Source organism: Achromobacter sp. NCFB-sbj8-Ac1-l (genome assembly GCF_052695805.1).
The window spans coordinates 4,547,777-4,572,518 of record NZ_CP199812.1 but is presented as its reverse complement, the minus strand read 5'-3'; the positions used below and the strand labels follow the sequence as shown (position 1 = coordinate 4,572,518).

General features: G+C 69.1%; 21 protein-coding genes. 8 read left to right on the top strand and 13 right to left on the bottom strand.

All coding sequences use genetic code 11. From position 1 onward, the window contains the following. The first annotated feature begins 5 nt into the window (after window positions 1-5). The gene (locus ACUDP5_RS20840; RefSeq protein WP_445657095.1) at window positions 6-770 is read left to right on the top strand and encodes an IclR family transcriptional regulator; all 765 of its coding nucleotides are present in this window, start codon (window positions 6-8) and stop codon (window positions 768-770) included. 350 nt (window positions 771-1,120) lie between these two features. Here ACUDP5_RS20840 and ACUDP5_RS20835 read toward each other — a convergent pair whose 3' ends face one another. Next, window positions 1,121-2,086, bottom strand: a complete 966-nt coding sequence (locus ACUDP5_RS20835; protein ID WP_445657094.1) for a tripartite tricarboxylate transporter substrate binding protein — start codon at window positions 2,084-2,086, stop codon at window positions 1,121-1,123. A gap of 289 nt (window positions 2,087-2,375) precedes the next feature. On the opposite strand from ACUDP5_RS20835, the gene ACUDP5_RS20830 reads away from it, so the two are divergent. From ACUDP5_RS20830 to ACUDP5_RS20810, 5 genes are read left to right on the top strand one after another with little or no spacing between them, the layout of a single operon-like run. After that, on the top strand, window positions 2,376-3,539 hold the full coding sequence (locus tag ACUDP5_RS20830; RefSeq protein ID WP_263915396.1) for a CaiB/BaiF CoA transferase family protein: 1,164 nt from the start codon (window positions 2,376-2,378) through the stop codon (window positions 3,537-3,539). Further along, window positions 3,536-4,258 (top strand): enoyl-CoA hydratase/isomerase family protein, encoded by a 723-nt coding sequence (locus ACUDP5_RS20825; protein ID WP_445657093.1) that lies wholly within the window; start codon window positions 3,536-3,538, stop codon window positions 4,256-4,258. The genes ACUDP5_RS20830 and ACUDP5_RS20825 overlap by 4 nt, the downstream gene beginning before the upstream one ends. 52 nt (window positions 4,259-4,310) lie before the next feature. Next, a complete protein-coding gene (locus ACUDP5_RS20820) occupies window positions 4,311-5,141 on the top strand; it encodes a CoA transferase subunit A (RefSeq protein WP_263915394.1) in 831 nt (276 codons plus the stop codon). Next, on the top strand, window positions 5,134-5,868 hold the full coding sequence (locus ACUDP5_RS20815) for a CoA-transferase subunit beta (protein ID WP_263915393.1): 735 nt from the start codon (window positions 5,134-5,136) through the stop codon (window positions 5,866-5,868). Before ACUDP5_RS20820 ends, ACUDP5_RS20815 begins: the two co-directional genes overlap by 8 nt. 58 nt (window positions 5,869-5,926) lie before the next feature. Next, the gene (locus tag ACUDP5_RS20810; protein ID WP_445657092.1) at window positions 5,927-7,414 is read left to right on the top strand and encodes a class I adenylate-forming enzyme family protein; all 1,488 of its coding nucleotides are present in this window, start codon (window positions 5,927-5,929) and stop codon (window positions 7,412-7,414) included. 6 nt (window positions 7,415-7,420) lie between these two features. Here the strand turns inward: ACUDP5_RS20810 and ACUDP5_RS20805 are convergent, their stop codons facing one another. The 6 genes from ACUDP5_RS20805 to ACUDP5_RS20780 form a co-directional block, all read right to left on the bottom strand. After that, window positions 7,421-8,314 carry a GntR family transcriptional regulator gene (locus ACUDP5_RS20805; RefSeq protein ID WP_445657091.1) on the bottom strand — a complete coding sequence of 298 codons (894 nt, stop codon included), beginning with the start codon at window positions 8,312-8,314 and terminating at the stop codon, window positions 7,421-7,423. Window positions 8,315-8,318: 4 nt separating this feature from the next. After that, window positions 8,319-9,371, bottom strand: a complete 1,053-nt coding sequence (gene pdxA, locus ACUDP5_RS20800; RefSeq protein WP_445657090.1) for a 4-hydroxythreonine-4-phosphate dehydrogenase PdxA — start codon at window positions 9,369-9,371, stop codon at window positions 8,319-8,321. After that, the gene (gene dtnK, locus ACUDP5_RS20795) at window positions 9,368-10,588 is read right to left on the bottom strand and encodes a D-threonate kinase (RefSeq protein WP_445657089.1); all 1,221 of its coding nucleotides are present in this window, start codon (window positions 10,586-10,588) and stop codon (window positions 9,368-9,370) included. Before dtnK ends, pdxA begins: the two co-directional genes overlap by 4 nt. Further along, window positions 10,585-11,613: a 2-keto-3-deoxygluconate permease gene (locus ACUDP5_RS20790; protein WP_263915389.1), complete on the bottom strand. Its 1,029-nt coding sequence runs from the start codon at window positions 11,611-11,613 to the stop codon at window positions 10,585-10,587. The genes dtnK and ACUDP5_RS20790 overlap by 4 nt, the downstream gene beginning before the upstream one ends. A gap of 151 nt (window positions 11,614-11,764) precedes the next feature. Beyond that, window positions 11,765-13,618 carry an ABC transporter ATP-binding protein/permease gene (locus ACUDP5_RS20785; protein ID WP_263915388.1) on the bottom strand — a complete coding sequence of 618 codons (1,854 nt, stop codon included), beginning with the start codon at window positions 13,616-13,618 and terminating at the stop codon, window positions 11,765-11,767. 71 nt (window positions 13,619-13,689) lie between these two features. Further along, window positions 13,690-14,211: a MarR family winged helix-turn-helix transcriptional regulator gene (locus tag ACUDP5_RS20780; protein WP_445657088.1), complete on the bottom strand. Its 522-nt coding sequence runs from the start codon at window positions 14,209-14,211 to the stop codon at window positions 13,690-13,692. Between the two features lie 143 nt (window positions 14,212-14,354). Between ACUDP5_RS20780 and ACUDP5_RS20775 the strand changes: the two genes are divergently transcribed. Next, complete coding sequence (locus tag ACUDP5_RS20775) at window positions 14,355-15,317, top strand: tripartite tricarboxylate transporter substrate-binding protein (protein ID WP_263915399.1); 963 nt, start codon at window positions 14,355-14,357, stop codon at window positions 15,315-15,317. Between the two features lie 12 nt (window positions 15,318-15,329). Continuing rightward, window positions 15,330-16,898, top strand: a complete 1,569-nt coding sequence (locus ACUDP5_RS20770; RefSeq protein ID WP_263915386.1) for a sulfatase-like hydrolase/transferase — start codon at window positions 15,330-15,332, stop codon at window positions 16,896-16,898. Window positions 16,899-16,946: 48 nt separating this feature from the next. On the opposite strand, the gene ACUDP5_RS20765 is transcribed toward ACUDP5_RS20770, so the two are convergent. The 6 genes from ACUDP5_RS20765 to ACUDP5_RS20740 all read right to left on the bottom strand — a co-directional run bounded on the left by ACUDP5_RS20765 (window position 16,947) and on the right by ACUDP5_RS20740 (window position 24,716). Next, window positions 16,947-18,635: an AMP-binding protein gene (locus ACUDP5_RS20765; protein ID WP_445657087.1), complete on the bottom strand. Its 1,689-nt coding sequence runs from the start codon at window positions 18,633-18,635 to the stop codon at window positions 16,947-16,949. A gap of 2 nt (window positions 18,636-18,637) precedes the next feature. Beyond that, a complete protein-coding gene (locus ACUDP5_RS20760; RefSeq protein WP_445657086.1) occupies window positions 18,638-19,231 on the bottom strand; it encodes a chalcone isomerase family protein in 594 nt (197 codons plus the stop codon). Further along, window positions 19,195-19,740, bottom strand: a complete 546-nt coding sequence (locus ACUDP5_RS20755; RefSeq protein ID WP_263915383.1) for a DUF4442 domain-containing protein — start codon at window positions 19,738-19,740, stop codon at window positions 19,195-19,197. Before ACUDP5_RS20755 ends, ACUDP5_RS20760 begins: the two co-directional genes overlap by 37 nt. A 4-nt stretch (window positions 19,741-19,744) precedes the next feature. Further along, on the bottom strand, window positions 19,745-20,944 hold the full coding sequence (locus ACUDP5_RS20750) for an acetyl-CoA C-acyltransferase (protein ID WP_445657085.1): 1,200 nt from the start codon (window positions 20,942-20,944) through the stop codon (window positions 19,745-19,747). 9 nt (window positions 20,945-20,953) lie between these two features. Continuing rightward, window positions 20,954-23,344 carry a 3-hydroxyacyl-CoA dehydrogenase/enoyl-CoA hydratase family protein gene (locus ACUDP5_RS20745; RefSeq protein ID WP_445657084.1) on the bottom strand — a complete coding sequence of 797 codons (2,391 nt, stop codon included), beginning with the start codon at window positions 23,342-23,344 and terminating at the stop codon, window positions 20,954-20,956. A 61-nt stretch (window positions 23,345-23,405) separates the two neighbouring features. Beyond that, window positions 23,406-24,716 (bottom strand): outer membrane protein transport protein, encoded by a 1,311-nt coding sequence (locus tag ACUDP5_RS20740; RefSeq protein ID WP_263915380.1) that lies wholly within the window; start codon window positions 24,714-24,716, stop codon window positions 23,406-23,408. Window positions 24,717-24,742: the final 26 nt, after the last annotated feature.

Genomic DNA, 24,742 nt, shown 5'->3' with positions numbered 1-24,742 from the left:
GAACAATGGACAAGACACTGCTCAAGGGGCTGATGGTATTGGAGGCCGTCACCGACGTAGACAACCCGCCGCGCACCATCGATGCGCTCGCGGCCCGCGTCGGCCTCACGCGCAGCAACACCCACCGCACCCTGCAAACCCTCATCCACGCCGGCTACGTCATCAAAGACGAAGATGGCGGCGGCTACCGCGGCGCCGTCCGCCTGTTCGAGCTCGCCGCCCGCCAGCTCGGCCAACTCGACATCCGCAAACTCGCCGCGCCCTTCATGCGCACCCTGGCCGACCAGACCGGCGAAACCGTACACCTGTCCGTCCTGGACGGCTTCGACGTCGTCTACGTCGACAAAATCGACAGCCCCCAACCCATTCGCGCCTACTCCATGGTTGGCGGCCGCGCCCCCGCCTATGCCGTCGCCACCGGCAAAGCCCTGCTCGCCTACCAGCCCGACGGCTACGTCGAACGCTACGCCGACAAACTCGCGCGCCACACCCCCGCCACCATCGTCTCCATGCCCCTCTTGAAAGACGAACTGCACAAAGTCGTCCGCGCCGGCTACGCCGTCAACCGCGGCGAATGGCGCGAAGGCGTAGGCGGCCTGGCCGTCACCCTCTTCAACAGCCTGGACCAACCCGTCGCCGCCATCGGCATCTCCGGCCCCCTGGACCGCCTGAGCGCCGCCCGCATGAAACAACTGGCCCCCGACGTCGCTGCCTGCGCCCAATCCATCTCCCAAGGCATGGGCTACCGCCGAGGCTTCCTGGGCCAGTAAAAAGCGGATCAGCGCCAGCCCCAATCCCCACCGCCACACCCCCAAGCGGTAGTCAATTCGCCAACAGCATTCCAAGCCGCCCAAACAAGCACCCCCGCCCAAACCGTTGGCATCCCCAAAACGCCAGCGCTTGGCGCCGTCGGCGGGCGTAGGGCGGGGCGTGTAGATTGCGCCCGAGGGAATCGGAAGGCAGTCGCCGAAGGCGACAACGACGATGACAGCGGGGCAGTCCGGAGCGAAGGCTCCGGACCGCAATCGTAGCCCCGCCCTACGCCCGCCGACGGCGCCAAGCGCGACTTAAGAACCCCACCTCCCGCGCACCCACACCCCCAAACGCCACAATAAAAAAACTACCGCCCCCCCGACAACCTGACGACCTCCCCCCACCGAGCAACCTCCTGCTTCACCACCACATCCGTATCCGCAGGCGTACTACCCACCGCATCCGCCCCCAGCTTCAACGCAGCCTCCCGCACCGCAGGCAACGCGGCCGCCCGCTGCATCCCCGCCGACAGCCGCTCCACGATCGCCGCAGGCGTCCCCGCCGGCGCCAACAACGCATAAGCCGTCGCCACCGAATATCCCTTCACGCCTTGTTCCATCAGCGTAGGCAGCTCGGGCAGTGCAGTCGCCCGCTTCGCCGTCGTCACCCCCAGCAGCCGGATCTTCCCGCTGGCCACCTGCGGCAGCAGCGCCGGCAACGTCTCGAACACCAGATCGATCTGCCCCCCCAGCAAGTCGGTGATCGCCGGCCCGCTGCCCCGATAAGGCACATGCATCAGCCGCGTTCCGGTCAGCGCCTGGAACAGCTCGCCCGCCATGTGCTGCGACGTCCCCGGCCCCGCCGACCCGAATGTCAGCGTCCCCGGCTGCCGCTTGGCCAGCGCAATCAGCTCCTGCACATTGTTTGCCGCGATCTTGCTGTTCACCGCCAACGCCATCGGCATGCTCGTGGCCATCGACACCCCCACGAATGCCGTGCCGAAGTCATAGCCCGGCTTGTCCGGCAGCGCCGCATGGATCGCATGGCTGCCCAGCGCCCCCATCAGCAGCGTATAGCCGTCGGGCGCCGACTTTGCCACGTATTCCGCCCCGATCTCGCCGCCCGCGCCCGCCTTGTTTTCCACCACCACGCTTTGCCCCAGAAAGTCGCCCAACTGCTGTGCATAGATGCGCGCCGCCGCGTCGGTCGCGCCGCCTGGCGGAAACGGCACCACCATGCGTACGGGCTTGTTCGGCCAGGTCTGTGCCAGCGTCGGGGCCGCGACGGCCAGGGTCAGCGCGGCCGCCGCGGCAATGCGCCAAAAACGTTTCATCCGAGTCTCCTTGGTGGGGCAGGGCCGTCACGCGTGGCGCGGATGCGCGATGAAACGCCGCGGTCCTTTTATAAGTCCTAAATAATAGGATTTGATTTTCAACAAATGGTTTACCAAGAATTCCACACGGTGCTATGCTGGTCAACAATTAAGCACCTTACCTAGGGATTGCTCTAGGAATTTCCGCTCACAGGGTCGGCGATGCCGGGCAGGATGCCACGCGCCAAGGTGCCGCTTTATACTTTTTTTCCAATCCTAAATATTGAATTTGTATAACGAGAGGTTGACGATGACTCCTAGCTCGGCATTGGCCGGCGTTACCGTGCTCGAGATCTGCAACGTCGCCGCGGGACCCTTCTGCGGCATGCTGCTGGCGGACATGGGCGCCGACGTGATCAAGCTTGAAAACCCCGAAGGCGGCGACACCTTGCGCAGCTGGCCGCCGCTCAGCCAGGGCTACAGCGAGAACTTCGCCTCGCTCAACCGCAACAAGCGGTCGATCACCCTGAACCTGAAAGACCCCGCCGACCTGGCATTGGCGCGCGAACTGGCCCTGAGCGTCGACGTGCTCATCGAAAACAACCGCCCCGGCGTCATGGATCGCCTGGGCCTGGGCTACGCCGCGCTGCAGGAGGCCAACCCCCGCCTGGTGTATTGCTCGATCTCGGCCTACGGCCAGTCCGGTCCGCGTGCCCAGGAAGGCGGCTTCGACCTGACCATCCAGGCCATGAGCGGCCTCATGAGCGTCACCGGCGAAGCCGGCGGCGAACCCGTCAAGTGCGGCGTGCCGGTGGCCGATTTCTCAGCCGGCCTGTATGGCGCCTTCGCCATCGCATCGGCCCTGCGCGCCGCCCAGGCCAGCGGCCAGGGCACCCATATCGACGTGCCGATGCTGGGCGCCACGCTCGGCATCGCCGCGCTGCAGACCTCCGAGTTCTTCGGCAGCGGGCGCGACCCGGTCAAGCTCGGCTCGGCCCATCCGCGCAACGCGCCCTACCAGGCGTTTCGCTGCAAGGGCGGCTACTTCGGCATGGCGGCCGGCAACAACGCCTTGTGGAAGAGCGTCTGCGTCACGGTGGGCCGCCAAGACCTGCTCGCCGATCCGCGCTTTACCGACACCAGCGCCCGCGCCCGCAACCAGGACGCGCTGCGCGACATCCTGGAAGCCCTCTTCGCCGCCGACGATGCCCCAACCTGGCTGGCGCGTTTTCGCGCCGCCGGCGTGCCCTGCGCGCCCATCAACACCTATTCCGAAGTGCTGGCCGATCCGCAGGTCGAACACATGGGCTGGGTGCAGCCCGTGGACCTGCCCAACGGCGTGCGCACCCGTACCTTTGGCCTGCCGGTGCGCTTTGACGGCCAGACCACTGCGCTGCGGCGCCCGCCGCCCGCGCTGGGCGAGCACAACGACGAAGTGCTGGGCGCGCTGCGCAAGAAAGGGGTGGCGGCATGAGCGCGGCACTGCGCATCGAGACGCGCGGCGCAGTGCACGCTCTGACGCTGGCCCGTCCTGAAAAAATGAATGCCCTGTCCGCGGACCTGGTCGAGGCGCTGATCACCGCGGTGGACGACGCCGCCGCGCAAGGCGCCCAGGTGATCCTGCTGCGCGGCGAAGGCCGCAACTTCAGCGCCGGCTTTGATTTCGGCGACTGGGAAAGCCAGAGCGAAGGCGACCTGCTGCTGCGCTTCGTGCGCATCGACACCTTGCTGCAACGCGTGGCCGCTTCGCCCTGCCTGACCGTGGGGCTGGCGCACGGGCGCAACTTCGGCGCAGGCGTGGATCTGTTCGGCGCCTGCAAATGGCGCGTCAGCGCGCCGGATGCCAGCTTTCGCATGCCGGGCCTGAAGTTCGGGCTGGTGCTGGGCACGCGCCGCTTCGGCGCGCTGGTCGGCGCCGAACGCGCCCGCACGATCCTGGAGCAGGCCAGCACTTTCAGCGCCGACGACGCGCTGCGCGATGGCTTTGCCAGCCGCCTGGCACCCCAAGACGAATGGCCGCAAGTCGAGCGCGAGGCCGAAGACACGGCCCAGGCGCTGTCGGCGGCCAGTCGCACGCAACTGTACGCCGCCCTCTCGGCCGAGCGGCCCGACACCGACCTGGCCCGCCTGGTGCGGTCGGCGGCCGAGCCGGGCCTGAAGGCGCGGGTCGCGGCCTATCTGCAAGCCCGTTGACGGGCCAGCGGCCAGCCCCCCGGCACCACCCCGGAAAAACCAAGGAGACAGCATGGGTTCGGGATTCAACCAGAAAGACAAGCAGCGCACGCTGGCGGAACTGGCGGCGCTCGTGCCGGACGGGGCGTCGATCGCCCTGGGCGGCAGCTTCCTGCACCGCGGGCCGTTCGCGTTCGTGCGTGAACTGATCCGCCAGGGGCGGCGCGACCTGGAACTGGTCAAGCAGTCGCCGGGGTACGACGTGGACATCCTGTGCCGCGCCGGCGCGCTCAGGAAAGTGCGCGCCGGCATCGTCGCCATGGAAGGCAATTTCGGCCTGGCACCCTGGTATCGCAAGGCGATCGAGCAGGGCGAGGTCGAGCTGGAAGAACATGCCTGCGCCAGCCTGACCGCCGGATTGCGGGCGGCGGCCTTCGGCGTGCCATTCCAGCCTTGTGGCGGCCTGCACGGCAGCGACCTGCCGCGTCTCAATGGCTGGCAGTGCCTGGACGACCCCTATGGCAGCGGCCAGAAGACCTGGGTGGTGCCGGCGGTGCGGCCGGATTTCGCGGTGATCCAGGCGTCTGAGGTCGACGCACTGGGCAATGTGCGCGTGTACGGCACCGCCCATTGGGACCGCATCATGTCGCGCGCCGCGGGCAGCGTGCTGGTGGTGGCGGAAAAGCTCGTGGACAGCGCCGTGTTCGAGGCGCAGCCCGAGGCCACGCTGGTGCCGTACTTCATGGTGCAGGCGTTCACCGTGCTGCCGCGCGCGGCCTGGCCGGGGTCGTGCTGGCCGGACTACGCCATCGATTACCCGGCGGTGGAATCCTACATGGACAAGCAGGGCGACCTGGCGGCCCACCTGGCCGCGGCGCCCGAAGCAGGAGCGGCGCATGGCTGAGCAATGGTCTGGCTTTTCGTATGTGGTCACGAACCTGGCGCGCTTCATCCGCCCCGACGAGATCACCTTCAGCGGCGTCAATTCCACCTTGCCGATGCTGGCCTGCCTGCTGGCCAAGCGCGCTTACGACTGGGACTTCGTCTACATCAACGTCGCCGGGGGCGTGGACCCGCGGCCCTCGCACATTCCGCTGTCCAGTTCCGACCCGGTGCTGGCCGAGCGCACCGCGTCCATCTTCGCCAACGAAGACTTCTACGACCTGTGCACGCGCGGCCGCATGGACCTGACCTTTCTGGGCGCGGCGCAGATCGACGGCGCGGGCTGCGCCAACAATTCCTGCATCGGTGACTGGCACGCGCCCAAGGTGCGCCTGCCCGGCGGGGGCGGCGGCGCCGTGATGCTGCCGACCGCGCGGCGGGCCTGCACCTGGCGCACCGAGCATTCGCGCCGCGCCTTTGTCGAGAAGCTGGACTTCATGACCTCGTGGGGCGGGTTCCATGGCGTGGTGACGCCGATCGCGGTGTTCGTCAAACGCGACGGCCGGCTGGCGCTGCAATCGTGGCATCCCGAGTCCAGCCTGGGAGAAGTGCGCGAACGCACCGGCTTCGTCTTCGATGCCACCGGGGCCGAGCCCACGCCGCTGCCGACCGAGGCCGAGGCCCGCGCGCTGCGCGAGCTGGACGCCGATGGCCAGTTCGAACGCGATGCGGCGGTGACGCTGCGCTGACGCGCGGCCTGGCGTCGTTGCTTGCGGCGACGCCGGGCCCGGATCGAAAGGAACGCTGATGCTGATGGATACCGACGCCACCGTGACGGCGGCCGGCGCGCGCCTGTGGGCGCAGCCTGACTGGGCGGAGCGCCCTGCCATTCTCGCGGCCGACGACGTGCTGACCTACGGCGACCTGCACCGGCGGGTCGGCGCCGCCGCCCACGCCTTGCACGCCGCGGGCGTGCGGGCAGGCGACTATGTGGCGGTGGCGATGGAACGTTCGCCGGCCCAGCTGGTGGCGATCTTGGGTGTGATGGCCGCGGGCGCCTGCCCCTGTCCGCTGGAGCCGCGCCTGTCGCATGAGGAAACCGCGCGTCGGGTGGCTGCGGTGGGGCTGGCGTGGATGCTGTTCGACGACGCGCATGCCGCCACCGCGCAGGCCAGTGGCCTGGCGCAGGCGCGGTTGCTGCCGGCGCGGGAACAGGCGCGGGGCGACGCCGCCTGGCCGCGGCCGGCGCGCGCTGCGCGCGACCCCGGCCTGCTGCTGTTCACCTCGGGCAGCACCGGCCACCCCAAGGGCGTGCTGCTCAGCCACGGCGGCTTGATGAACAACGCGCGCGGCGTGCTGGCGCATACCGGGCTGACGCCGGCCGATCGCCTGCTGCACGTGATGCCGCTGCACCATACCAATGCGCTCAACAACCAGGTGTTCGCGCCCTTGCTGGCCGGGGCCTGCGTGGCGCTGGCCGGGCGCTTTCGGGCCGAGGACATGCCGGCCCTGCTGCGCACGTGGCGGCCCACTATCATCACCGGCGTGCCCACCATGTATGCCCGCATGCTGGACCTGGCGTTCGATGCCGAGAGCCTGGCCGGGCTGCGTTTCGCGCGGTGCGGTTCAGCGCCCATCACCGAGGCGCTGCACCGGCGCATCGAGGCGTTCCTGGGGTGTCCGCTGATCGTGTCGTACGGGCTGTCGGAAGCCACCTGCACGTCCACCATGAACCCGCCCCACGCGCGGCGCATCGGCTCGGTCGGCACGGTGCTGGCTGGGCAGCGCGTGACGCTGCGCCTGCCGGACGGCCGCGAGGCGCCGGCGGGCGGCGAAGGCGAGATCTGCATCGAAGGCGGCAGCCTGATGCTGGGATACCTGGGGATCGAGGCGGAAGCGGCCGGGCAGGCGCCCACGCGGCTGGCCACGGGCGACCTGGGGCGATTCGATGCCGAGGGCTACCTGACCATCACCGGCCGCATCAAGGATGTGATCATCCGCGGCGGCGAGAACATCTCGCCCGCGCTGATCGAAGGCGTGGTGACGGCGATGCCGGGCGTGGCCGCCTGCTGCGTGGTCGGCGCGCCGGATGCGGACCTGGGCGAGGTGCCGGTGGCGTTCGTGCAGCGGGGAACCGCCTCGGACACGCCACAAGCGGCCGCCGTGCGCGCCGAGGTGCTGGCGCGGCTGGGGCGTATCTATGTGCCCAGGGACGTGCAGTGGGTGGACCGGCTGCCGGAGAATGCGGTGGGCAAGGTCGACCGCAAGGCGCTGGCGCGGCGGGTGGCGGGGTAGGCGCGGTCAGGCGTCGGCGCGCAGTCGTGCCAGTTCGGCGGCAAGCTCGGCTACGAGCGCTTCGGCGCGGGCCAGCGGGTCGGGGCCGGCGCAAGGGGTTGCCGTGGCGGCCGACTCGGCCCCTCGCAACCGCGGTTGGACGCTTTCGTGGGCCACGCTCACGTCCACGTCGAACACCAGCTTTTCGGCCCGGTGCCAGGTGGTGAACCATTCCAGCGGCTGGCCGTGCTGGTCCATGCCCTGGCCTTCCAGCATCAGCAGCGGCGTGCCGGACTGGGTGTCCAGCAGCTTGGCCAGCGTGGCATCGGCGGCCACGGCGCGGATCTGGTTGCGGCCGGCGCCAGGGCGCAAGCCGAAGCGCTGGGTCAATACGCCATGCAGCGAGGCATCGGTGAGGTCGGCGGCCCGCAGGCCGGGCACGGCGGCGGCGGGCAGCCAGGTCCGCACATAGGCCAGCGGTGCATCGGCCACGTGGCGCAGCCGTTCCAGCAGCAGCAGGTCGGTCGTGCCGAAGAAAGCGGCCACGGCCTGGGGCGGTTCACCCGCGCCGAACGCCAGCACGCGGGTCTTGAGCGCGACGCCGGACTGGGCGAATTGCTCGTACAGGCCGGTGGACCGCTGCACCAGCCGGCGGTGTTCCTGCGGCGCCGCCACCACGGCGGGGCGGCCCGCTTCGCGCTGGATCAGGCCTTCGGCGGCCAGCGCCGACAAGGCCTGCCGTACCACGCTGCGCGCCACGCCGAAGCGCTCGCACAGCGCCGCCTCGCTGGGCAGCAGGGCGCCGGCGTCGAGCTTGCGGGTGCGGATGTCGCCGCGCAGCAGCGCGGCCATCTGGGCGTGCAGCGGCACGTCACCCGAGCGGTCGAGCGTGGGCAAATCGTCAGCGGTGGCGGGCGCCATGGAATCAACCTCCTGTTTGAGCCCGCGCAGTTTCCCATACATGCGTCCAGCCCGGGGCCAGATGCGCGGCGCGCTCGGCGGCCAGGATCAGACTGTCTTCGCGGGCAATGCCCTGGCCCGCGATGTCGAACGCGGTGCCGTGGTCCACGGACACGCGCACCACCGGCAGGCCGACGGTGATGTTAACGCCGTCGTCGCCATATACGGCCTTGAAGGGGGCATGGCCCTGGTCGTGGTAACAGGCGATCACGAACTGCCATTTGCCGCGCACGGCCTGCGGGAACAGGGCGTCGGCCGGAATCGGGCCGGCAGCCAGGATGCCGGCGGCGTTGGCTTCGGCCACGGCGGGCGCCAGGATGTCGGCGTCTTCGCTGCCGAAGATGCCGTTTTCACCGGCGTGCGGGTTCAGGCCCGACACCGCGACGGGCTTGTCGCCGCGGCCCAGGGCCTTGGCGAACGAACCGGCCAGGCGCAGCACCGCGCGCATGCGGGCGGGCGTCAGGTCGTCGATGGCCTGGCGCAGCGAGACGTGGGTGGTGGCGTGGAAGATGTAGAGGTCGCCGGCCGACAGCACCAGCGAGAAGGTCTTGACGCCGAATTCATGGGCCAGCAGCTCGGTGTGGCCCGGCCACTTGTGGCCGGCGGCGTGCATGGCCGCCTTGTTCAGCGGCGCGGTGACGATGCCGTCGACCTCGCCGGCCCGCGCCAGGGCGCAGGCGGTGGTGACAAAGCGCACCGAGCCGTCGCCGGCCGCGGCGCTGATCTCGCCCAGTTTCACGTCGGCCAGCGACGGGCCGGCCTGCAGCACTTCGATCGTGCCCGGCGTGTTGGTGGCGTCCGCGGGGCGCTCCACGCGGCGCACGATGGCGGGGTCGCCACCCAGGCGGCGCACGGCGTCGGCCATCACGTCCACATCGCCGATCACCACCAGGCGCGCCTTCTGGCGCAGTTCGTCATGGCCCATCAGCATCTTGGCCGTGATCTCGGGCCCGATGCCCGCCACGTCGCCCAGGGTCACGGCCAGCAGCGGCGGATTGCGGGGAGGGGTTTGTGTCATCGCGAAAATCTCCTGTCGCGGATCGCGCGGACGGCGCGAACCAGTACGTCTTCGGTGCCAAAGCCGCCGGCCTTGGTCACCACGGGCAGGCCTGCGGCCGTGCCCCCGGTCAGCGTGCCCAGGGGCACGCCTCCCATCACTTCATCCACCAGGGCGATGCCGCTGGCGCCCAGCGCCAGCAACACCTGGCGCGCGCCGTCGCCGCCGGTGGCTACCACGCCCGCTGCGCGCGAGGCGCCGATGGCCTGCGCGGCCAGCGAGCCCAGGCGCTCGGCCACGGTTTCGGAATCGAGCCCGTCGCGCTGGCCTTCAGGGGCCAGCAGCAACAGGGTGCCGGCTTCGCGCGCGCCGTCCTTGGCGTGGGCGTCCAGCAGCGGTTGGCTCCAGGCCTGCCAGGCGGCGTCGTCGGCCAGTTCCGCCAGACCGGGCGCCCAGGTGCGGGCCCCGGCCGCCTGCAGCGCGGCGGCCTGGGCGCGCGCGGCGCTGTGTTGCGAGGTCACCACCACGACCACCGCGGCGCTCTGGTCGGCGCCGGCCCAGACGCGGGCCAGCGGCACGGCCAGGCCGCCCGCGCCCACCGGCAGCGCGCGGTCGCCCAGCAGGGCGATGGCACGGGCCAGGCGTTCCAGGTCGGCGTCGTTGCGCGCATCCACCACCACGGTGTGGCCGGCCTGTTCGATGCGGGCAGCCAACGATTCGGGCGTTTCATCGCCTTTTGCCGCGACGTGGGCGCAGCCCAGCAGCGTGGGCACGTGGCTTTCGGTCACCGGGGTGACCGGGTCGGTGGCGGCGGAGGTTTCGGTGACCGGCTTGCCGTCGACCTTGAGCACGCCGTCTTCCAGCGTGCGGCCGGTGGCAGGAAAGGCCGGGCAGATCACCGCGATGGCATCACGGCGCCAGGCGCCGCGCGCCGCGTCGATCTCGGCCTTGAAGGCGCCACGCAGCGTCGAATCCACTTTCTTGTACAGCCGCGTCACGCCCGCGGCGCGCAGCCGTTCGACGTTGCGGCGGATCACCTCGCCGGCCTGGGCGGCCGGCAGCGCGCGGCTGTGCGTGGTGACGGCCAGCACTTCGACGTCGTCGGAGGCCGGCGCGGCCAGGGCCGCGTCGGCGCCGTCGATCGACAGGTGCGTGTTCCAGCCGGCGCGCACGAACTGCACGGCGGTGTCGCCCGAGCCGGTCAGGTCGTCGGCGACGATGGCGATCGCGGGTTTCACAAGGCCTCTCCGCGCGCTTCGCGCAGGCCGCCGGCCGGCACGGCGGCGCTGTCGTCTTCGGACTTGAGCTCACCGGCGCGCTTCAGGAAGTACGAGGCCAGGACCGGCGCCAGGATGGAACTGATCAGCACGCACGCGGCGACCTGCGCGGTGGCGGTCGACACGTATTGTTGGAAGTTGGGGTCGGCCGCGGCCACCACGGCGGGCGTGGCGATGGCGTTGCCGGCGGTGGTGCCGGCCGCAAAGCCCAGGCCGCTCTTGCCGCCGCGACGCAGGATCAGGCGATAGCCCAGGTAGACCAGGCCGCCGGTAATGGGGCTGATGATCAGGCCCAGGATCAGGCCGCTGATGCCGCCGCTGACCACGGCGCCCAGGTTGATGCCGGTGCCCAGCGCGAAGGCGAAGAACGGGATCACGATGTTGGGCACGGGCTTGAGCACGTCGCGCCACTTCGGGTCCAGGTTGCCGACCACCACGCCCAGCAGGAAGGGCACCAGCGCCGCCACCAGCGCGATCATCGGAATGTCGGCCAGGCCCGAGGCGCCCAGGAACAGCAGGCTGAAGAAGGGGCCATCGTTGACCGCGCTGGCGACGTAGGCGCCGCGGTCGCGGGCATCGCCGTACTGGCCGGTGTAGGCCAGCCACAGGCCGCCGTTGCTATTGTCGAACGCGGCCAGCATCGCCAGGATGGACACGCCCAGCACGCCGTCCAGGCCCACGTAGCTGCCCAGGATGATGATGAGGGTGGCGGGCACCAGCGTCTTCATCAGCAGGATGGTGCCGGCGGTGGCCAGGATCGGGCCGCCGGTGCGGGTATTGACCTGGGTGCCGGTGGCGAAGATCAACAGGGCGATCAGGGGCAGGGCGCTGTTCTTGAACAGCGCGGTGGTGAAGCCGCCGATGGCCAGCGCGTCGGGCGCGAAGGTGCCGATCAGCGAGCCCAGGATCAGCGGCACCAGCATCAGGCCGCCAGGGATTTTCTGCATCGTGCCAAAGAAAGGCGAGCGGGAGGATTCGGTCGTCACAATCGGAGTCTCCAGGAGGGATGTTCTGGGGCGCAGACGTTCGTACGCGCGTCTGTCGGGGTTGAAAACCGACAGTGTACACCTGTACGTACATGCTGTACGTACAGGTTGTCCCTAAGCTCCGACCCCGCGCCGCCCTGGCCGGCCCGGGTCAATCCAGCCCCACGAAGCCGCCCGTCTGGTGGCTCCACAGCCGCGCGTACAAGCCGCCCTGCGCCACCAGGCTGGCGTGGGTGCCCGACTCGACGATCTTGCCGTGGTCCAGCACCACCAGCCGGTCCATGCGGGCGATGGTGGACAGGCGGTGCGCGATGGCGATGACGGTCTTGCCCTGCATCAGCGTTTCCAGGCTTTCCTGGATGGCGGCTTCGACCTCGGAATCCAGCGCCGAAGTGGCCTCGTCCAGGATCAGGATGGGCGCGTCCTTGAGCAGCACGCGGGCAATGGCGATGCGCTGGCGCTGGCCGCCCGACAGCTTCACGCCGCGTTCGCCGACATGGGCGTCCAGGCCGCGGCGGCCATCGCCGTCGACCAGGGCGTCGATGAATTCGTCGGCGCGGGCGCGGCGGATGGCGTCCCGCACTTGCGCGTCGGTGGCGCCGGGCCGGCCGTACAGCAGGTTGTCGCGGATGGACCGGTGCAGCAGCGAGGTGTCCTGCGTGACCACGCCGATCTGCGAGCGCAGGCTGGCCTGGGTGACGTGGGCGATGTCCTGGCCGTCGACCAGGATGCGGCCGCCTTCCAGGTCGTACAGGCGCAGCAGCACGTTGACCAGGGTGGACTTGCCGGCGCCGGACGGGCCGATCAGGCCGATCTTTTCGCCCGAGCGCACGGTCAGGTCCAGGTGCGAGATGATCTCGCGACCGCTGCCGTAGTGGAACGACATGTCGTCAAAGCGCACCTCGCCCCGGGTGATGCGCAGCGGCTGGGCGTCGGGCGCATCCACCACCTGGCGCGGCTGCGAGATAGTGGCCAGGCCGTCCTGCACCATGCCGACGTTTTCGGAAATGCCGTTGACCTCCCACATGATCCAGGCCGACATGTTGTTGATGCGGATCACCAGGCCCATGGCCAGCGTGATGGCGCCCAGGCTGATGCTGCCGATGCTCCAGAGCCACAGCGCCAGGCCCGCCGTGGCCACGATCAGCACGCCGTTGAGCGTGTTGATGGACACGTCCATCGCCGTGATGACGCGGGTCGACAGACGCTGCTTTTCCGTCTGCTCGGTCATGGCCTGGCGGGCGTAGTCCTCTTCCTGGCGGGTATGGGCGAACAGCTTGAGGGTGGAGATATTGGTGTAGCCGTCGACGATGCGGCCCATCAGCTTGGACCGCGCTTCCGAGGCGATCACCGCGCGCGCCTGCATGCGCGGCACGAAATAGGCTAGCATGCAGCAATAGATGCCGATCCACAGCACCAGCGGGATGACCAGGCGCCAGTCGGCCTCGGCGAACAGGTACAGCGCGCTGGCGGCATACAGGATCACGTGCCACAGGGCGTCCACCGACTGCACGGCGGAGTCGCGCAGCGAGTAGCCGGTTTGCAGCACCCGGTTGGCGACCCGGCCGGCGAAGTCGTTGTGAAAGAACGCCAGGCCCTGGTTCAGCACGTAGCGGTGGTTCTGCCAGCGCACCAGCGTGGTCAGGCTGGGCGAGATGGTCTGGTGCGCCAGCAGGTCGTGCAGGCCGATGGACAGGGGCCGCAGCACCATCACCACGAAGGCCATCCAGGCCAGTGTGTAGGCATGTTCGCGGAAGAAGTCGGCGGGCGCGGTGTGCTGCGCCATGTCGACCAGGTCGGCCAGGAAGCTGAACAGCGCCACTTCCACCAGCGCGCCGGCCAGGCCCACCAGCAGCAGCACGACGAAGATCGGCCAGACCTGCAGCAGGTAATAGGCATAGAACCGCAGGACCCGCCCGGGTGGCGTCACGTCCGGGGCGTCGCGAAACGGGTCGACCAGGTTCTCGAAGTAACGGAAAACGGGATTCGGTTTGTCGCCGGGCATGGCAGGTCCACAAGAAGAGGCCGGCCAAGCGTATCAGGGAAACCCCTGAAAAATAAAGGCGGTCCGCGCCGTCAGGTGTATTGCGCGCGCCGTGTTCCGCCTTCGCGCCGGCTGGCCTTTTCAGACACGATGTTGTCCTGCGCCATGCGCCGGCCACGCTGTTCGATGCGGGCCAGCAGGTCGCGCAGCTGGGCGATCTCGGCCGCGTCCAGGTCCTGCACCAGCAGGTCGTTCAGGCGCAGCACCTCGGGCAGCAGGGCGCGATAGCGGTTCAGGCCGTGTTCGGTGGCTTCGATGCGCACCACGCGGCGGTCGGCGCTGTCGGGCAGGCGCCGCAGCCAGCCTTTTTCGCACAGCGCGCCCAGCGTGCGCGAGGTGCGCGCCAGGTCCAGCTTGGCGGCGGCGGCCAGTTCGGCCGACGTCATGATGCCGCCTTCCACCGCACAGGCCAGGAGGCGCCATTCGCGCCGGGTGATGCCGAAGCGGCCTTCGCACAGGCGCACGAAAACAGGGTTGGATTGCGACCAGGCCTGGTAGAGCCGGTACATCAGCATCTCGGCCAGCGGGTATTCGACGGGTTCTCGAGGGGTCATATCGTTATGCCAGGTACTGGATTAGATCAAGCAATCTTCGCGGCGCTACAGTCGTCTCGCCTGTCTACGGGCCTGTGCTAGCCACAAGAACCATAACCGACAGCGGGGCCGCTGTCGCCAAGGAGATTACCGTGCGTAAATGGATATCCGGCGCCGCCTTCGCGGCGCTCGCGGCGGTTGCAGCCGCCCCGGCCTGTGCCCAGTCCGCGCCGCTGGACGGCGCGCTGACCATCGTGGTGGGCTATCCGCCCGGCGGCAGTTCCGACCGCGTCGCGCGGCTGGTGGCCGACCGCCTGAAAGACCGCCTGGGCGTGACGGTGGTGGTGGAAAACAAGACCGGCGCCGGCGGCCGCATCGCGGCCCAGGGGCTGCATGCCCTGGCCGCCCGCCAGAATGTGCTGATGCTGGCCAACCCCGCCGTCATGGTGGTGGCGCCGCTGGTCTATGCCGAACCGGGCTACGACGCCCGCCGAGATTTCAAACCGGTGTCGCTGGTCAGCCGCTACAAGTTCGCGCTGGCGGTGCCGGCCAGCTCGTCCATCCGCGACGTGGCGGGGCTGCGCCAGTGGCTGCAGGAGCATCCGCGCCAGTTCACGGTGGGCGTGCCGGCCACCGGCAGCCTGCCGCACTTCTTTGCGCTGATGCTGGGCCGCGAGATCGGGCAGGAGCCCGAGGTGGTCGGCTACCGCGGCTCGGCGCCGCTGATCTCCGAACTGATCGGCGGCATCCTGCCGCAGGCCGTCGACACGCTGGATACGCTGCTGCCGCAGCATCGCGCCGGCAAGATCCGCATCCTGGCGACCTCGGGCGACGCGCGCGACGCCGACCTGGCCGACGTGCCGACGTTCCGCGAAGCCGGGGTGGACCTGGCGGCCGACGGCTGGAACGCGTTCTTTGCATCCTCGTCGATGGCGCCGGCCAAGGCCGAGCGCCTGGGCGCGGACATCGCCGCGCTGATGCGCGAACCGGCCATGCAGCAGGCGGTGCGCGAGTCGTACCTGGAGCCGGTCTCGGCCGACGCCGCCGCCACCGCGGGCGCACTGGACGCCTACCGCAAGCAATGGGAGCCGGTGGTGCGCGCGTCCGGCTTCACGGCCACCCAATAGGAGCGAACGCCGATGAGCACGGTGCAGAATGTGTTGTTCATCATGGCCGACCAGCTGCGGGCCGACCACCTGAGCTGCTATGGCCATCCCTGCCTGAAAACGCCCAGCCTGGACGCGCTGGCCGCGCGCGGCGCGCGCTTCGAGCGGGCGTTCGTCAATTCGGGCGTGTGCGGGCCGTCTCGCATGAGCTACTACACGGGCCGCTACCCGTCGCGCCACGGCGCCACCTGGAACCGGGTGCCGCTGTCCATCAACGAGATCACGCTGGGCGAGTACCTGGACGGGCAGGGGCGCGACCTGGTGCTGGCGGGCAAGACGCACGTCATCCCCGACCGGGCCGGCATGGAACGCCTGTCCATCGACGGCGGCTCTGAATTGGGCGCGCTGCTGTCGCGCGGCGGCTTCATCGAAGCGGACCGCTACGACGGCCATCACGAACCGGGCAAGGAAAGCGGCTACCCCGCCTTCCTGCGCAGCCAGGGCTACGACAGCCCCGACCCCTGGACGGACTACGTCATTGCCGGGGTCGACGCGCAAGGCCGCGTGGCCAGCGGCTGGAACATGCGCAACGTGCACCTGCCGGCGCGTGTGGCCGAGCCGCATTCCGAAACCGCCTACATGACCGACCAGGCGCTGGATTTCATGAAGCGCCGCGGCGACCAGCCCTGGGTGCTGCACCTGAGCTACGTGAAGCCGCACTGGCCCTACATGGCGCCGGCGCCCTACCATGCGCGCTACACGGCCGATCAATGCCTGCCGGTGCGCCGCAACCGCGAGGAGCTGGCCAACGCGCATCCCGTGGTGGCGGCCTACCGCCAGCATGAGGAAAGCGTCAGCTTCTCGTCCGACGAGTGCGTGCGCGTGGTGCGGCCCGCCTACCAGGGCCTGATCCGCCAGCTGGACGACCATCTGGGCCGACTGTTCGACTACATGGAAGGCGCCGGCCTGATGCGGAACACGCTGATCGTGTTCACGGCCGACCACGGCGATTTCCTGGGCGACCACTGGCTGGGCGAGAAGGAACTGTTCTACGACACCGTGCAGCGGGTGCCGTTCATCGTGATGGACCCATCGGCCGCGGCCGATGCCACCCGCGGCCAGGCGCTGGCCGACATGGTGGAAAGCGTGGACCTGGTGCCCACGGTGCTGCGCGCGCTGGACGTGGAGCGGCCCTGGCACCGCCTGGAAGGGCGCGAATTGCAGTCCGTGCTGCACGGCCGTGCGGCCAACGCGCCGTGGCGCGACTGCGTGTTTTCGGAGCTGGACTACAGCTTTCGCCAGGCGCGGCTGTTGCGTGGCAAGACGCCGCAGAATGCGCGCGCCTGGTCCGTGCGCACCGACCGCTGGCGCTACGTGCATTGGCTGGACGAGCCCGAACAACTGTACGACCTGCACGCGGACCCCGACGAATTCCAGGACCTGGGCACCAGCAGCGCGCATGCGGCCGTGCGCGCCGAATTGCGCCAGCGTCTGCTGGACTGGATGCTGCGCGGCAAGCGCCGCACCACGATCGCCGACGACGCGGTCGAGCGCGGCACCAACGCGCACAAGCGCGCCGGGGTGTTCTTCGGGCAGTGGTGAAGCGGGCGTCGCCAGGCCGCAGCCTGGCGACGCCTCCCGCGCCGGCCGCTAGGCGCCGGCCGTGTCCTTCTGCGGCTGGGCGGCCGGCTTGAGCTCGCGCCGCAGGATCTTGCCCACGTTGGTGCGTGGCAGGTCGTCGCGGAACTCGACGTAGCGCGGCACCTTGTAGCCGGTCAGCTGGGTGCGGCAATGCGCGATCAGCGTTTCGGCGTCCAGGTTGGGATCCTTGCGGATCACGTACAGCTTGACGGCTTCGCCCGAGCGTTCGTCGGGCACGCCGATGGCCGCCACCTCGCGCACGCCGGGGTGCAGCGCGGCCGCGTCCTCGACCTCGTTGGGATAGACGTTGAAGCCCGACACCAGGATCATGTCTTTCTTGCGGTCGATCAGGTAGACGTAGCCGGTCTCGTCGACGTAGCCGATGTCGCCCGTGCGCAGGAAGCCGTCGGGGTACATCACCAGCGCGGTCTCGTCCGGCCGGTTCCAGTAGCCCTGCGTGACCTGCGGGCCGCGCACGCAGATTTCACCGGTTTCGCCCACGCCCAGTTCCTGGCCGTCGTCATTGCGGATGGACAGATCCGTGGACGGCACCGGCAGGCCGATGGACCCGGTGAACACCTGGACGTCCAGCGGGTTGATCGTGACGGCCGGCGAGGTTTCGGTCAGGCCATAGGCCTGCGCCAGCGACTTGCCGGTGACGGCCAGCCAGCGGTCCGCCACGGCGCGCTGCACGGCCATGCCGCCGCCCATCGTCAGCCGCAGCCGCGAAAAATCCAGCTTGGCGAATTCGGCATTGTTCAGCAGCGCATTGAACAGCGTGTTCACGCCGGTGAAGGCGCTGAACGGCACCTTGGCCATTTCCTTGACCAGGCCCGGAATGTCGCGCGGGTTGATGATGAGCAGGTTGCTGGCGCCGATCTTCATGAAGGTCAGGCAGTTCGCCGTCAACGCGAAGATATGGTAGAGCGGCAGCGCGGTGACGATGCATTCCTGCCCTTCCTTGACCAGCGGGCGCACCCAGGTATAGGCCTGGGTGACGTTGGCGGCCAGATTGCCGTGCGTGAGCATGGCCGCCTTGGCGACGCCCGTGGTGCCGCCGGTGTATTGCAGGCAGGCCAGGTCGTCCTGCGTCAAGCTCACTTCGTCGAACGGGGCGTCGCGGCCCGCGCGCAGCGCGTCGCCCAGCCGCAGCGCCTGGGGAATCGACCAGGCGGGCACCATGCGCTTGACCCGGCTCACCACGAAGTCGACCAGCCGGCCCTTGACGGGGCCGAGCAGTTCACCGATGGACGTGACCAGCACGTGTTCGACCGCCGTGTCGGGCAAGGCCTTTTGCAGCGTGGCGGCGAAGTTGTCGGCCACCACGATGGCGCGCGCGCCCGAGTCGGCCAGCTGGTGTTCCAGTTCATGCGCCGTGTACAGCGGGTTGCAGTTGACCACGATGCAGCCCGCGCGCAGCGCGCCGAACAGGCAGACCGGGTACTGCAGCAGGTTGGGCATCATCAGCGCCACGCGGTCGCCCTTGCGCAACCCGTTGGCATGCAGCCAGGCGGCGAAGTCGCGCGTCAGGCGGTCCAGTTCGCCGTACGTCAGCGACTTGCCCATGCTGATATACGCGGTCTTGTCGGCGAAGCGCCGGCAGCTGTCGCGGGCGATCGATACCAGCGTGGCCGCCGGGTCCAGGTCGATTTCCGCGGGCACGCCCGGCGGGTAGCTCTTTTGCCAGATTCGTTCCATCTTTACGGAGTTCCCAGTAGGGCTTTCTTCAGGGAAGACTGTGCCGGGTGGTCGCCCAGCCAGACCCGCAGCAGCGCGCGGGCAAAGGCCGGGTCGTCGATGCGGCCGCGCGGCTTGCCGTTGTCGGTGACCGAGACGCCGCGGGCATCGAAATCCAGGTCGATGACATCGCCTTCGCGGGCCGAGCCGATCTCGGCCATCAGGGCAGACAGGCGGCCGGCAGACCCTTGCAGGGCGGCGAGTTCCGCCTTGGGGGTATTGTCGCGCAATCCCTCCTGCAACGCGGCGTCCAGGCTCTTGCTGTCGACATCGCGCAAGAGTTGCAGCCGCATGCGGCGCGGTTCGTTGCTGTTGATCAAGGCCGCGGCGTCCTGGCTGCTGGCGCTGGCGTACAGCGCCGCGACATAGACCTTGACCACGAACTTGGTGCGCACGCCGGCGCCGTTCAGCACCAGCGTATGGCCGCCTTCGGACAACTGCGCCGGCACGCGCACGCCGGCCACGTCCAGGTCGGCGGCCAGCGCCGGGGCGCCTGCCAGGCAGGCGGCCAGGATAAGGCTCAGGGCGGTGGCTCGCCCTCCAGAGATGTCACGCATGGGTCTCCTCCAGTCGTTTTCTGCTTGTAGTACTTCTTGTCGGCGATGTAGATCGTGCGTTCCACGACGGCGTAGACGACGCCGTCCTTGTCCTTCAATTCCACGGTGTACGTCCGGGTGGTCTCGTGGTGCTGCGCAAGAATCCTGCGTATCTCCGCGATTTCTCCCGGCGGTAGCCGGAAGTCCACGTACAGCGTGGTGTAGGCGGGCTTGCGGTAGCGGATGGACGCCGCCTTGTCCCACACGATGTGGTCCGCGCCCAGCGCGGCCATCAGCATGGTGGGATGGGCGCCGTCGGTCACCGCGAACAGCGAGCCGCCGTACATGGACCCTACGATGTTGCGCGTGCGCCGCAGCAGCGGCAGCTTGATGCGGATGTGCTGGAAATCCGGCGACACGTGCAACACCCGGCCGCCGGTGGCGCGAAACGCCGGATGCAGGTTGAATCCCACCCGCATCAGGCGTGCGCGCCAGGCCGGCGATAGCCGTTTGAACCAATAGGGCTTCACCGGCTTACAGGGCCTCGAACAGGCCGGCCGCGCCCATGCCGGTGCCGATGCACATGGTCACCAACCCGTACTTGCCGCCGGTGCGGCGCAGGCCGTGGGTGAGCGTGGCGGTGCGGATCGCGCCGGTGGCGCCCAGCGGATGGCCCAGCGCGATGGCGCCGCCCAGCGGGTTGACCTTGGCCGGGTCGAGCTTGAGTTCGCGGATCACCGCCAGCGACTGGGCGGCAAAGGCCTCGTTCAGTTCGATCCAGTCCAGGTCTTCCTGGCGGATGCCGGCGCGGGTCAGCACCTTGGGGATGGCGGCCATGGGGCCGATGCCCATCACTTCGGGCGGTACGCCGGCCACCGCGAAACCGACAAAGCGCGCCAGCGGGCTGAGGTTGAATTCGCGCAGCACGCGCTCGGACACCAGCACCACGGCGGCGGCGCCGTCGGACATCTGCGAACTGTTGCCGGCCGTGACGCTGCCGCGCGCGGCAAACACCGGTTTCAGGCGCGCCAGCGCCTCGGCGGAACTGTCGGGGCGCGGGCCTTCGTCCACCTCGACCAGGCGGCGGGTTTCATGCACGTTGCCATCGGACCCGCCCGGCAGGCGGGTCACGACTTCAAACGGCGTCGTCTCGGCGCGGAAGTGGCCGGCGGCGATGGCGGCGCTGGCTTTCTGTTGCGAGGCCAGGGCGAAGGCATCCTGGTCTTCGCGCGACACCTTCCATTGCTCGGCAACCTTTTCGCCGGTCAGGCCCATGCCGAAGGCCATGCCGATGTTCTCGGGGTTCGAGAAGATGGCCGGGTTCAGCGAGACCTTGTTGCCCATGATCTGCGGCATGGCGCTCATGGACTCGGTGCCCGAGCCGATCATGATGTCGGCTTCGCCGGTGCGGATGCGGGCGGCGGCGTCGGCCACGGCCTGCAGGCCCGACGCGCAGAAGCGGTTGACGGTGACGCCGGCCACGCTTTGCGGCAGGCCCGCCAGCAACAGCCCGATGCGCGCCACGTTCATGCCTTGTTCGGCTTCCGGCATGGCGCAGCCGGTGATGACGTCGTCGATCCTGCCGGCATCCAGCCACGGCGTCTGGGCCAGCACGCCCTTCAGCGCGGCGGCCAGCAGGTCGTCCGGCCGGGTGGTGGCGTAGGCGCCGTTGCGCTTGCCCACCGGCAGGCGCGTCGCGGCGACGATGTAGGCCTCTTGAATCTGCTTGCTCATGTCAATTCCTCAATTTCGCAGTGGCTTGCCGGTGTCGAGCGTGTGGCGGATGCGGGCTTGCGTTTCAGGCGTGCGCAAGAGCGCGACGAACTCCTTGCGCTCGACCGCCAGCAGCCATTCTTCGTCCACCTTCGCGCCGGTCTCGACCTCGCCGCCGCACAGGGCCACGGCGGCGCTGCGCGCCACGCGGTAGTCATGCGCGCTGATCATGCCGCCTTCGCGCATGTTGACCAGCACCATCTCGAAGTTGGCGATGCCGTTGCGGCCGGCGACGGGAATGTCCTTGAACTTCGGCGGCGGCACGTAGCCGGCGGTGGCCGCGGCACGCGCCTGGCCGATGGCCACGTAGAGCAGCTCGCCCGGGTGGAACAGCACGATGTCGTGTTCGCGGGCAAAGCCGGCGTCGACGGCCTCGCGCGCGCTCTTGGCGACCTGCGCCATCGCGATGGTCTGGAACACCGGTTGCAGGTAGGGGAAGACCTCGCCGGGCGTGGCGGTCCTGGCAGCCAGGGCGGCCGCGCGGCCGGCGAATTCCTTGCTGCCGCCGCCGGCCGGAATCAGGCCCACGCCGGCCTCGACCAGGCCGATATAGCTTTCCAGCGCCAGCACGCGGTGCGAGGCATGCATCAGGAATTCGCAGCCGCCGCCCAGCGCCATGCCCTGCACGGCCGCCACGGTGGGGATCTGCGCGTACTTGAACGATTGCGAGGTGCGCTGGAATTTCTCGACGGTGGCTTCCAGCATGTCCCATTGGCCGGCGGCGCAGGCTTCGGCCACCTGTTGCAGGTTGGCGCCCACGGCGAAGGGGGCGTCATGCCAGATCACCAGGCCGTCGAAGTCGCGTTCGGCGCGGGCGACGGATTGCAGGATGCCTTCCAGCACCTCGGCGCCCAGCGTGTGATTCTTGGACGTGACCGACAGGATGGCGATGCCGGCGTCCACCTCGGGCAGGTTCCACAGGCGCACGCCTTCGTTTTCCCAGACGGTGACGCCGCGATCGTCGGCGCCTTCGCCGAACACGCGCTCGGGGAACAGCTGGCGCCGGTAGACCGGGAGCGCCGAACGCGGATGCAGCGTGCCGCTGCGGGCGGAATACGAGCCTTCAGGCGTGTGCACGCCCTTGCGGTCGGGCTCCAGGGCCCAGGCCGGCAGCGGCGCGTCGCTCATGGCGCGGCCGGCCTTGATGTCCTCGGCCACGGCGCGGGCAATGTCCTGCCAGCCGGCGGCCTGCCAGGTTTCGAACGGGCCCTGCGCCCAGCCGAAGCCCCAGCGCATCGCCAGGTCCAGGTCGCGTGCGTTGTCGGCCACCTGGCCCAGCTGCACGGCGCTGTAGTGGAATATGTCGCGAAACAGGCTCCAGAGGAACTGGGCCTGCGGGTGGCTGCTGGCGCGCAGCGCGGCAAAGCGCTTGGCCGGATCGCGTTCCTTGAGCAGGGCGGCGACTTCGTCGGCCAGCTTGCCGGCACTGGGCCGGTAGTCTTGCGCCTTCAGGTCCAGCACCAGGATGTCGCGGCCCGCCTTGCGATAGACGCCGGCGCCGCTCTTCTGGCCCAGCGCGCCCTTGGATATCAACGCCGACAGCCACGCGGGCGGGGTGAAATAGCGGTGCCACGGGTCGTCGGGCAGGCCCTTGTCCATGGTGCCGATCACGTGGGCCAGGGTGTCCAGGCCCACCACGTCGGCGGTGCGGTAGGTGGCGCTCTTGGGGCGGCCGATCCTGGGGCCGGTCAGGGCATCGACCTCGTCAAAGCCCAGGCCCAGGCGCTGCGTGTGGTGAATGGCAGCCAGGATCGAGAACACGCCGATGCGGTTGGCCACGAAGTTGGGCGTGTCCAGCGCGCGGATGACACCCTTGCCCAGGGTGGACGTGAGCCAGGTTTCCAGCTCGTCCAGCACGGCAGGCTGGGTGTGCGAGGTGGCGATGATCTCCACCAGCCGCATGTAGCGGGGCGGATTGAAGAAATGGATGCCGCAGAAGCGCTCGCGCAGCGAGGCGGGCAGGGCATTGGCCAGCGCGTCGATCGACAGGCCGGACGTGTTGGACGCGATGATGGCGCCAGGGGCGACGTGAGGGGCGATGCGCTCGTACAGCGCGGTCTTCCAGTCCATGCGCTCGGCGATCGCTTCGATGATCAGGTCGCAGCCGCGCAGGCGCTCGATGTGGTCGTCGTAGTTGGCCGGGGTGATGAGGGCCAGGCGGGCGGCGACGGCCAGCGGCGCGGGCTCGAGTTTCTTCAGGCCGGCCAGCGCTTTCTTGACGATGCCGTTGCGGTCGCCTTCGGGCGCCGCCAGATCGAACAGCGTGACGGGCACGCCGGCATTGGCCAGGTGGGCGGCGATCTGCGCGCCCATGACGCCGGCACCCAGCACGGCGACGTGTTTGACGACGAACTTGCTCAAGGAAGTCTCCTGAAAATGCAGGCGGCAGGCGGGACCGGCCCGTCCGCCGCCCGGGGCAAGGCTAGAAGCGGGACGACAGTTGCAGGCCGAAGATGTGGCCGCTGCTGTCATAGGTGCCCGCGACGCGGCCCTTGGTCAGCTGGTTGCCGGACGTGGTGTCGATGTCCGTCTTGCGCAGGTACAGATAGGTGTAGCCCAGGTCGAGCGTGGTGCTCTTGGTGGCCTGCCATTGCACGCCCGTCGAGAACCAGTAGCGGTCGTTGTCGGGCAGCGAGGTCGGGCGGTCTTCGGCCTTGTGGACCGGCGACTGGTCGTAGGCCAGGCCGAATTTCCACTTCCAGTCGGGCGCGAACTTGTACGACGTACCCACGGCGATGCGCCACGTGTCGCGGAAGTTCAGCGGCAGGTCGTCATCGCGCGCGCCGGTGCCCGAGTTGCGGATCTTCAGGTCGGGAATGCTGCTCCAGCCCGTCCACGAGATGTCGCCCAGCAGTTCCCACTTCTCGTTGAGCTGGTGGGTGGCGCTGAGGATCAGGGTGTCGGGCAGGTCGACCGAGGCCTTGGCATCGAACGACACCGACTGGCCGGTGGGGCCGATGTTGTCGATGTCGGTATCGCCCTTGGCGGTGTGCTTGATCTTGGAACGGTACGACAGGCCGATGCGGGTGTCTTCGGTGGGTTGCAGCATGAAGCCCACGTTCCAGCCCCACGCGTCGCCCTTCAGGTTCAGGTCGGCATCGCCATTGGTGAAGAGGGTGCGTCCGCCGGGCAGCGCCACGGGCACGACCGTCTTCTTCTTGTAGTTGGCGTCGATGTGCTGCCAGTTCACGCCGAAGCCCATCGAGAACTTGTCGTTGACCTTGTAGGCGATCGACGGGTTGACGTTGATCGTCTTGATCTCGAACTTGTTCGAGTGGTATTGGCCTTCCCAGCCCTTGTCGTATTCGGTCATCAGGCCGAAGGGGGCGCCGACGCCCAGGCCGATGAACCATTTTTCGCTCAGTTGCCACGAGCCATACAGGTTGGGCACGACGCCCAGGTTGCCGGCATCGCCGCCGTCGCCGCCGGTGGGGCGGGTGCCGCCCAGCGCCGTGGGGTTGCGGCTGTTGCCGTTGTCCGAGAACTTGAAGGAGGGCTTGATCAGGTTGACGCCGCCCGAGACGTTGATGCCGGGCAGGTAGGTCATGCCTGCCGGGTTGTAGTAGATGATGCTGGCGTTTTCCGGATTTGCCGCCGAGCCCGCGTAGGCGTTGCCCAGGCCGCTGGCATTCTGCTCCAGGAGCTGAAAGCCGGCGCCGTGGGCGGCGCTGGTCGCGCCCAGGCCGACCACAATGGCCGACAGGGTGCTCAGGGACAATGAACGTCTGCTCATGGTACTGCCTCCTCGTGTTGGATGAG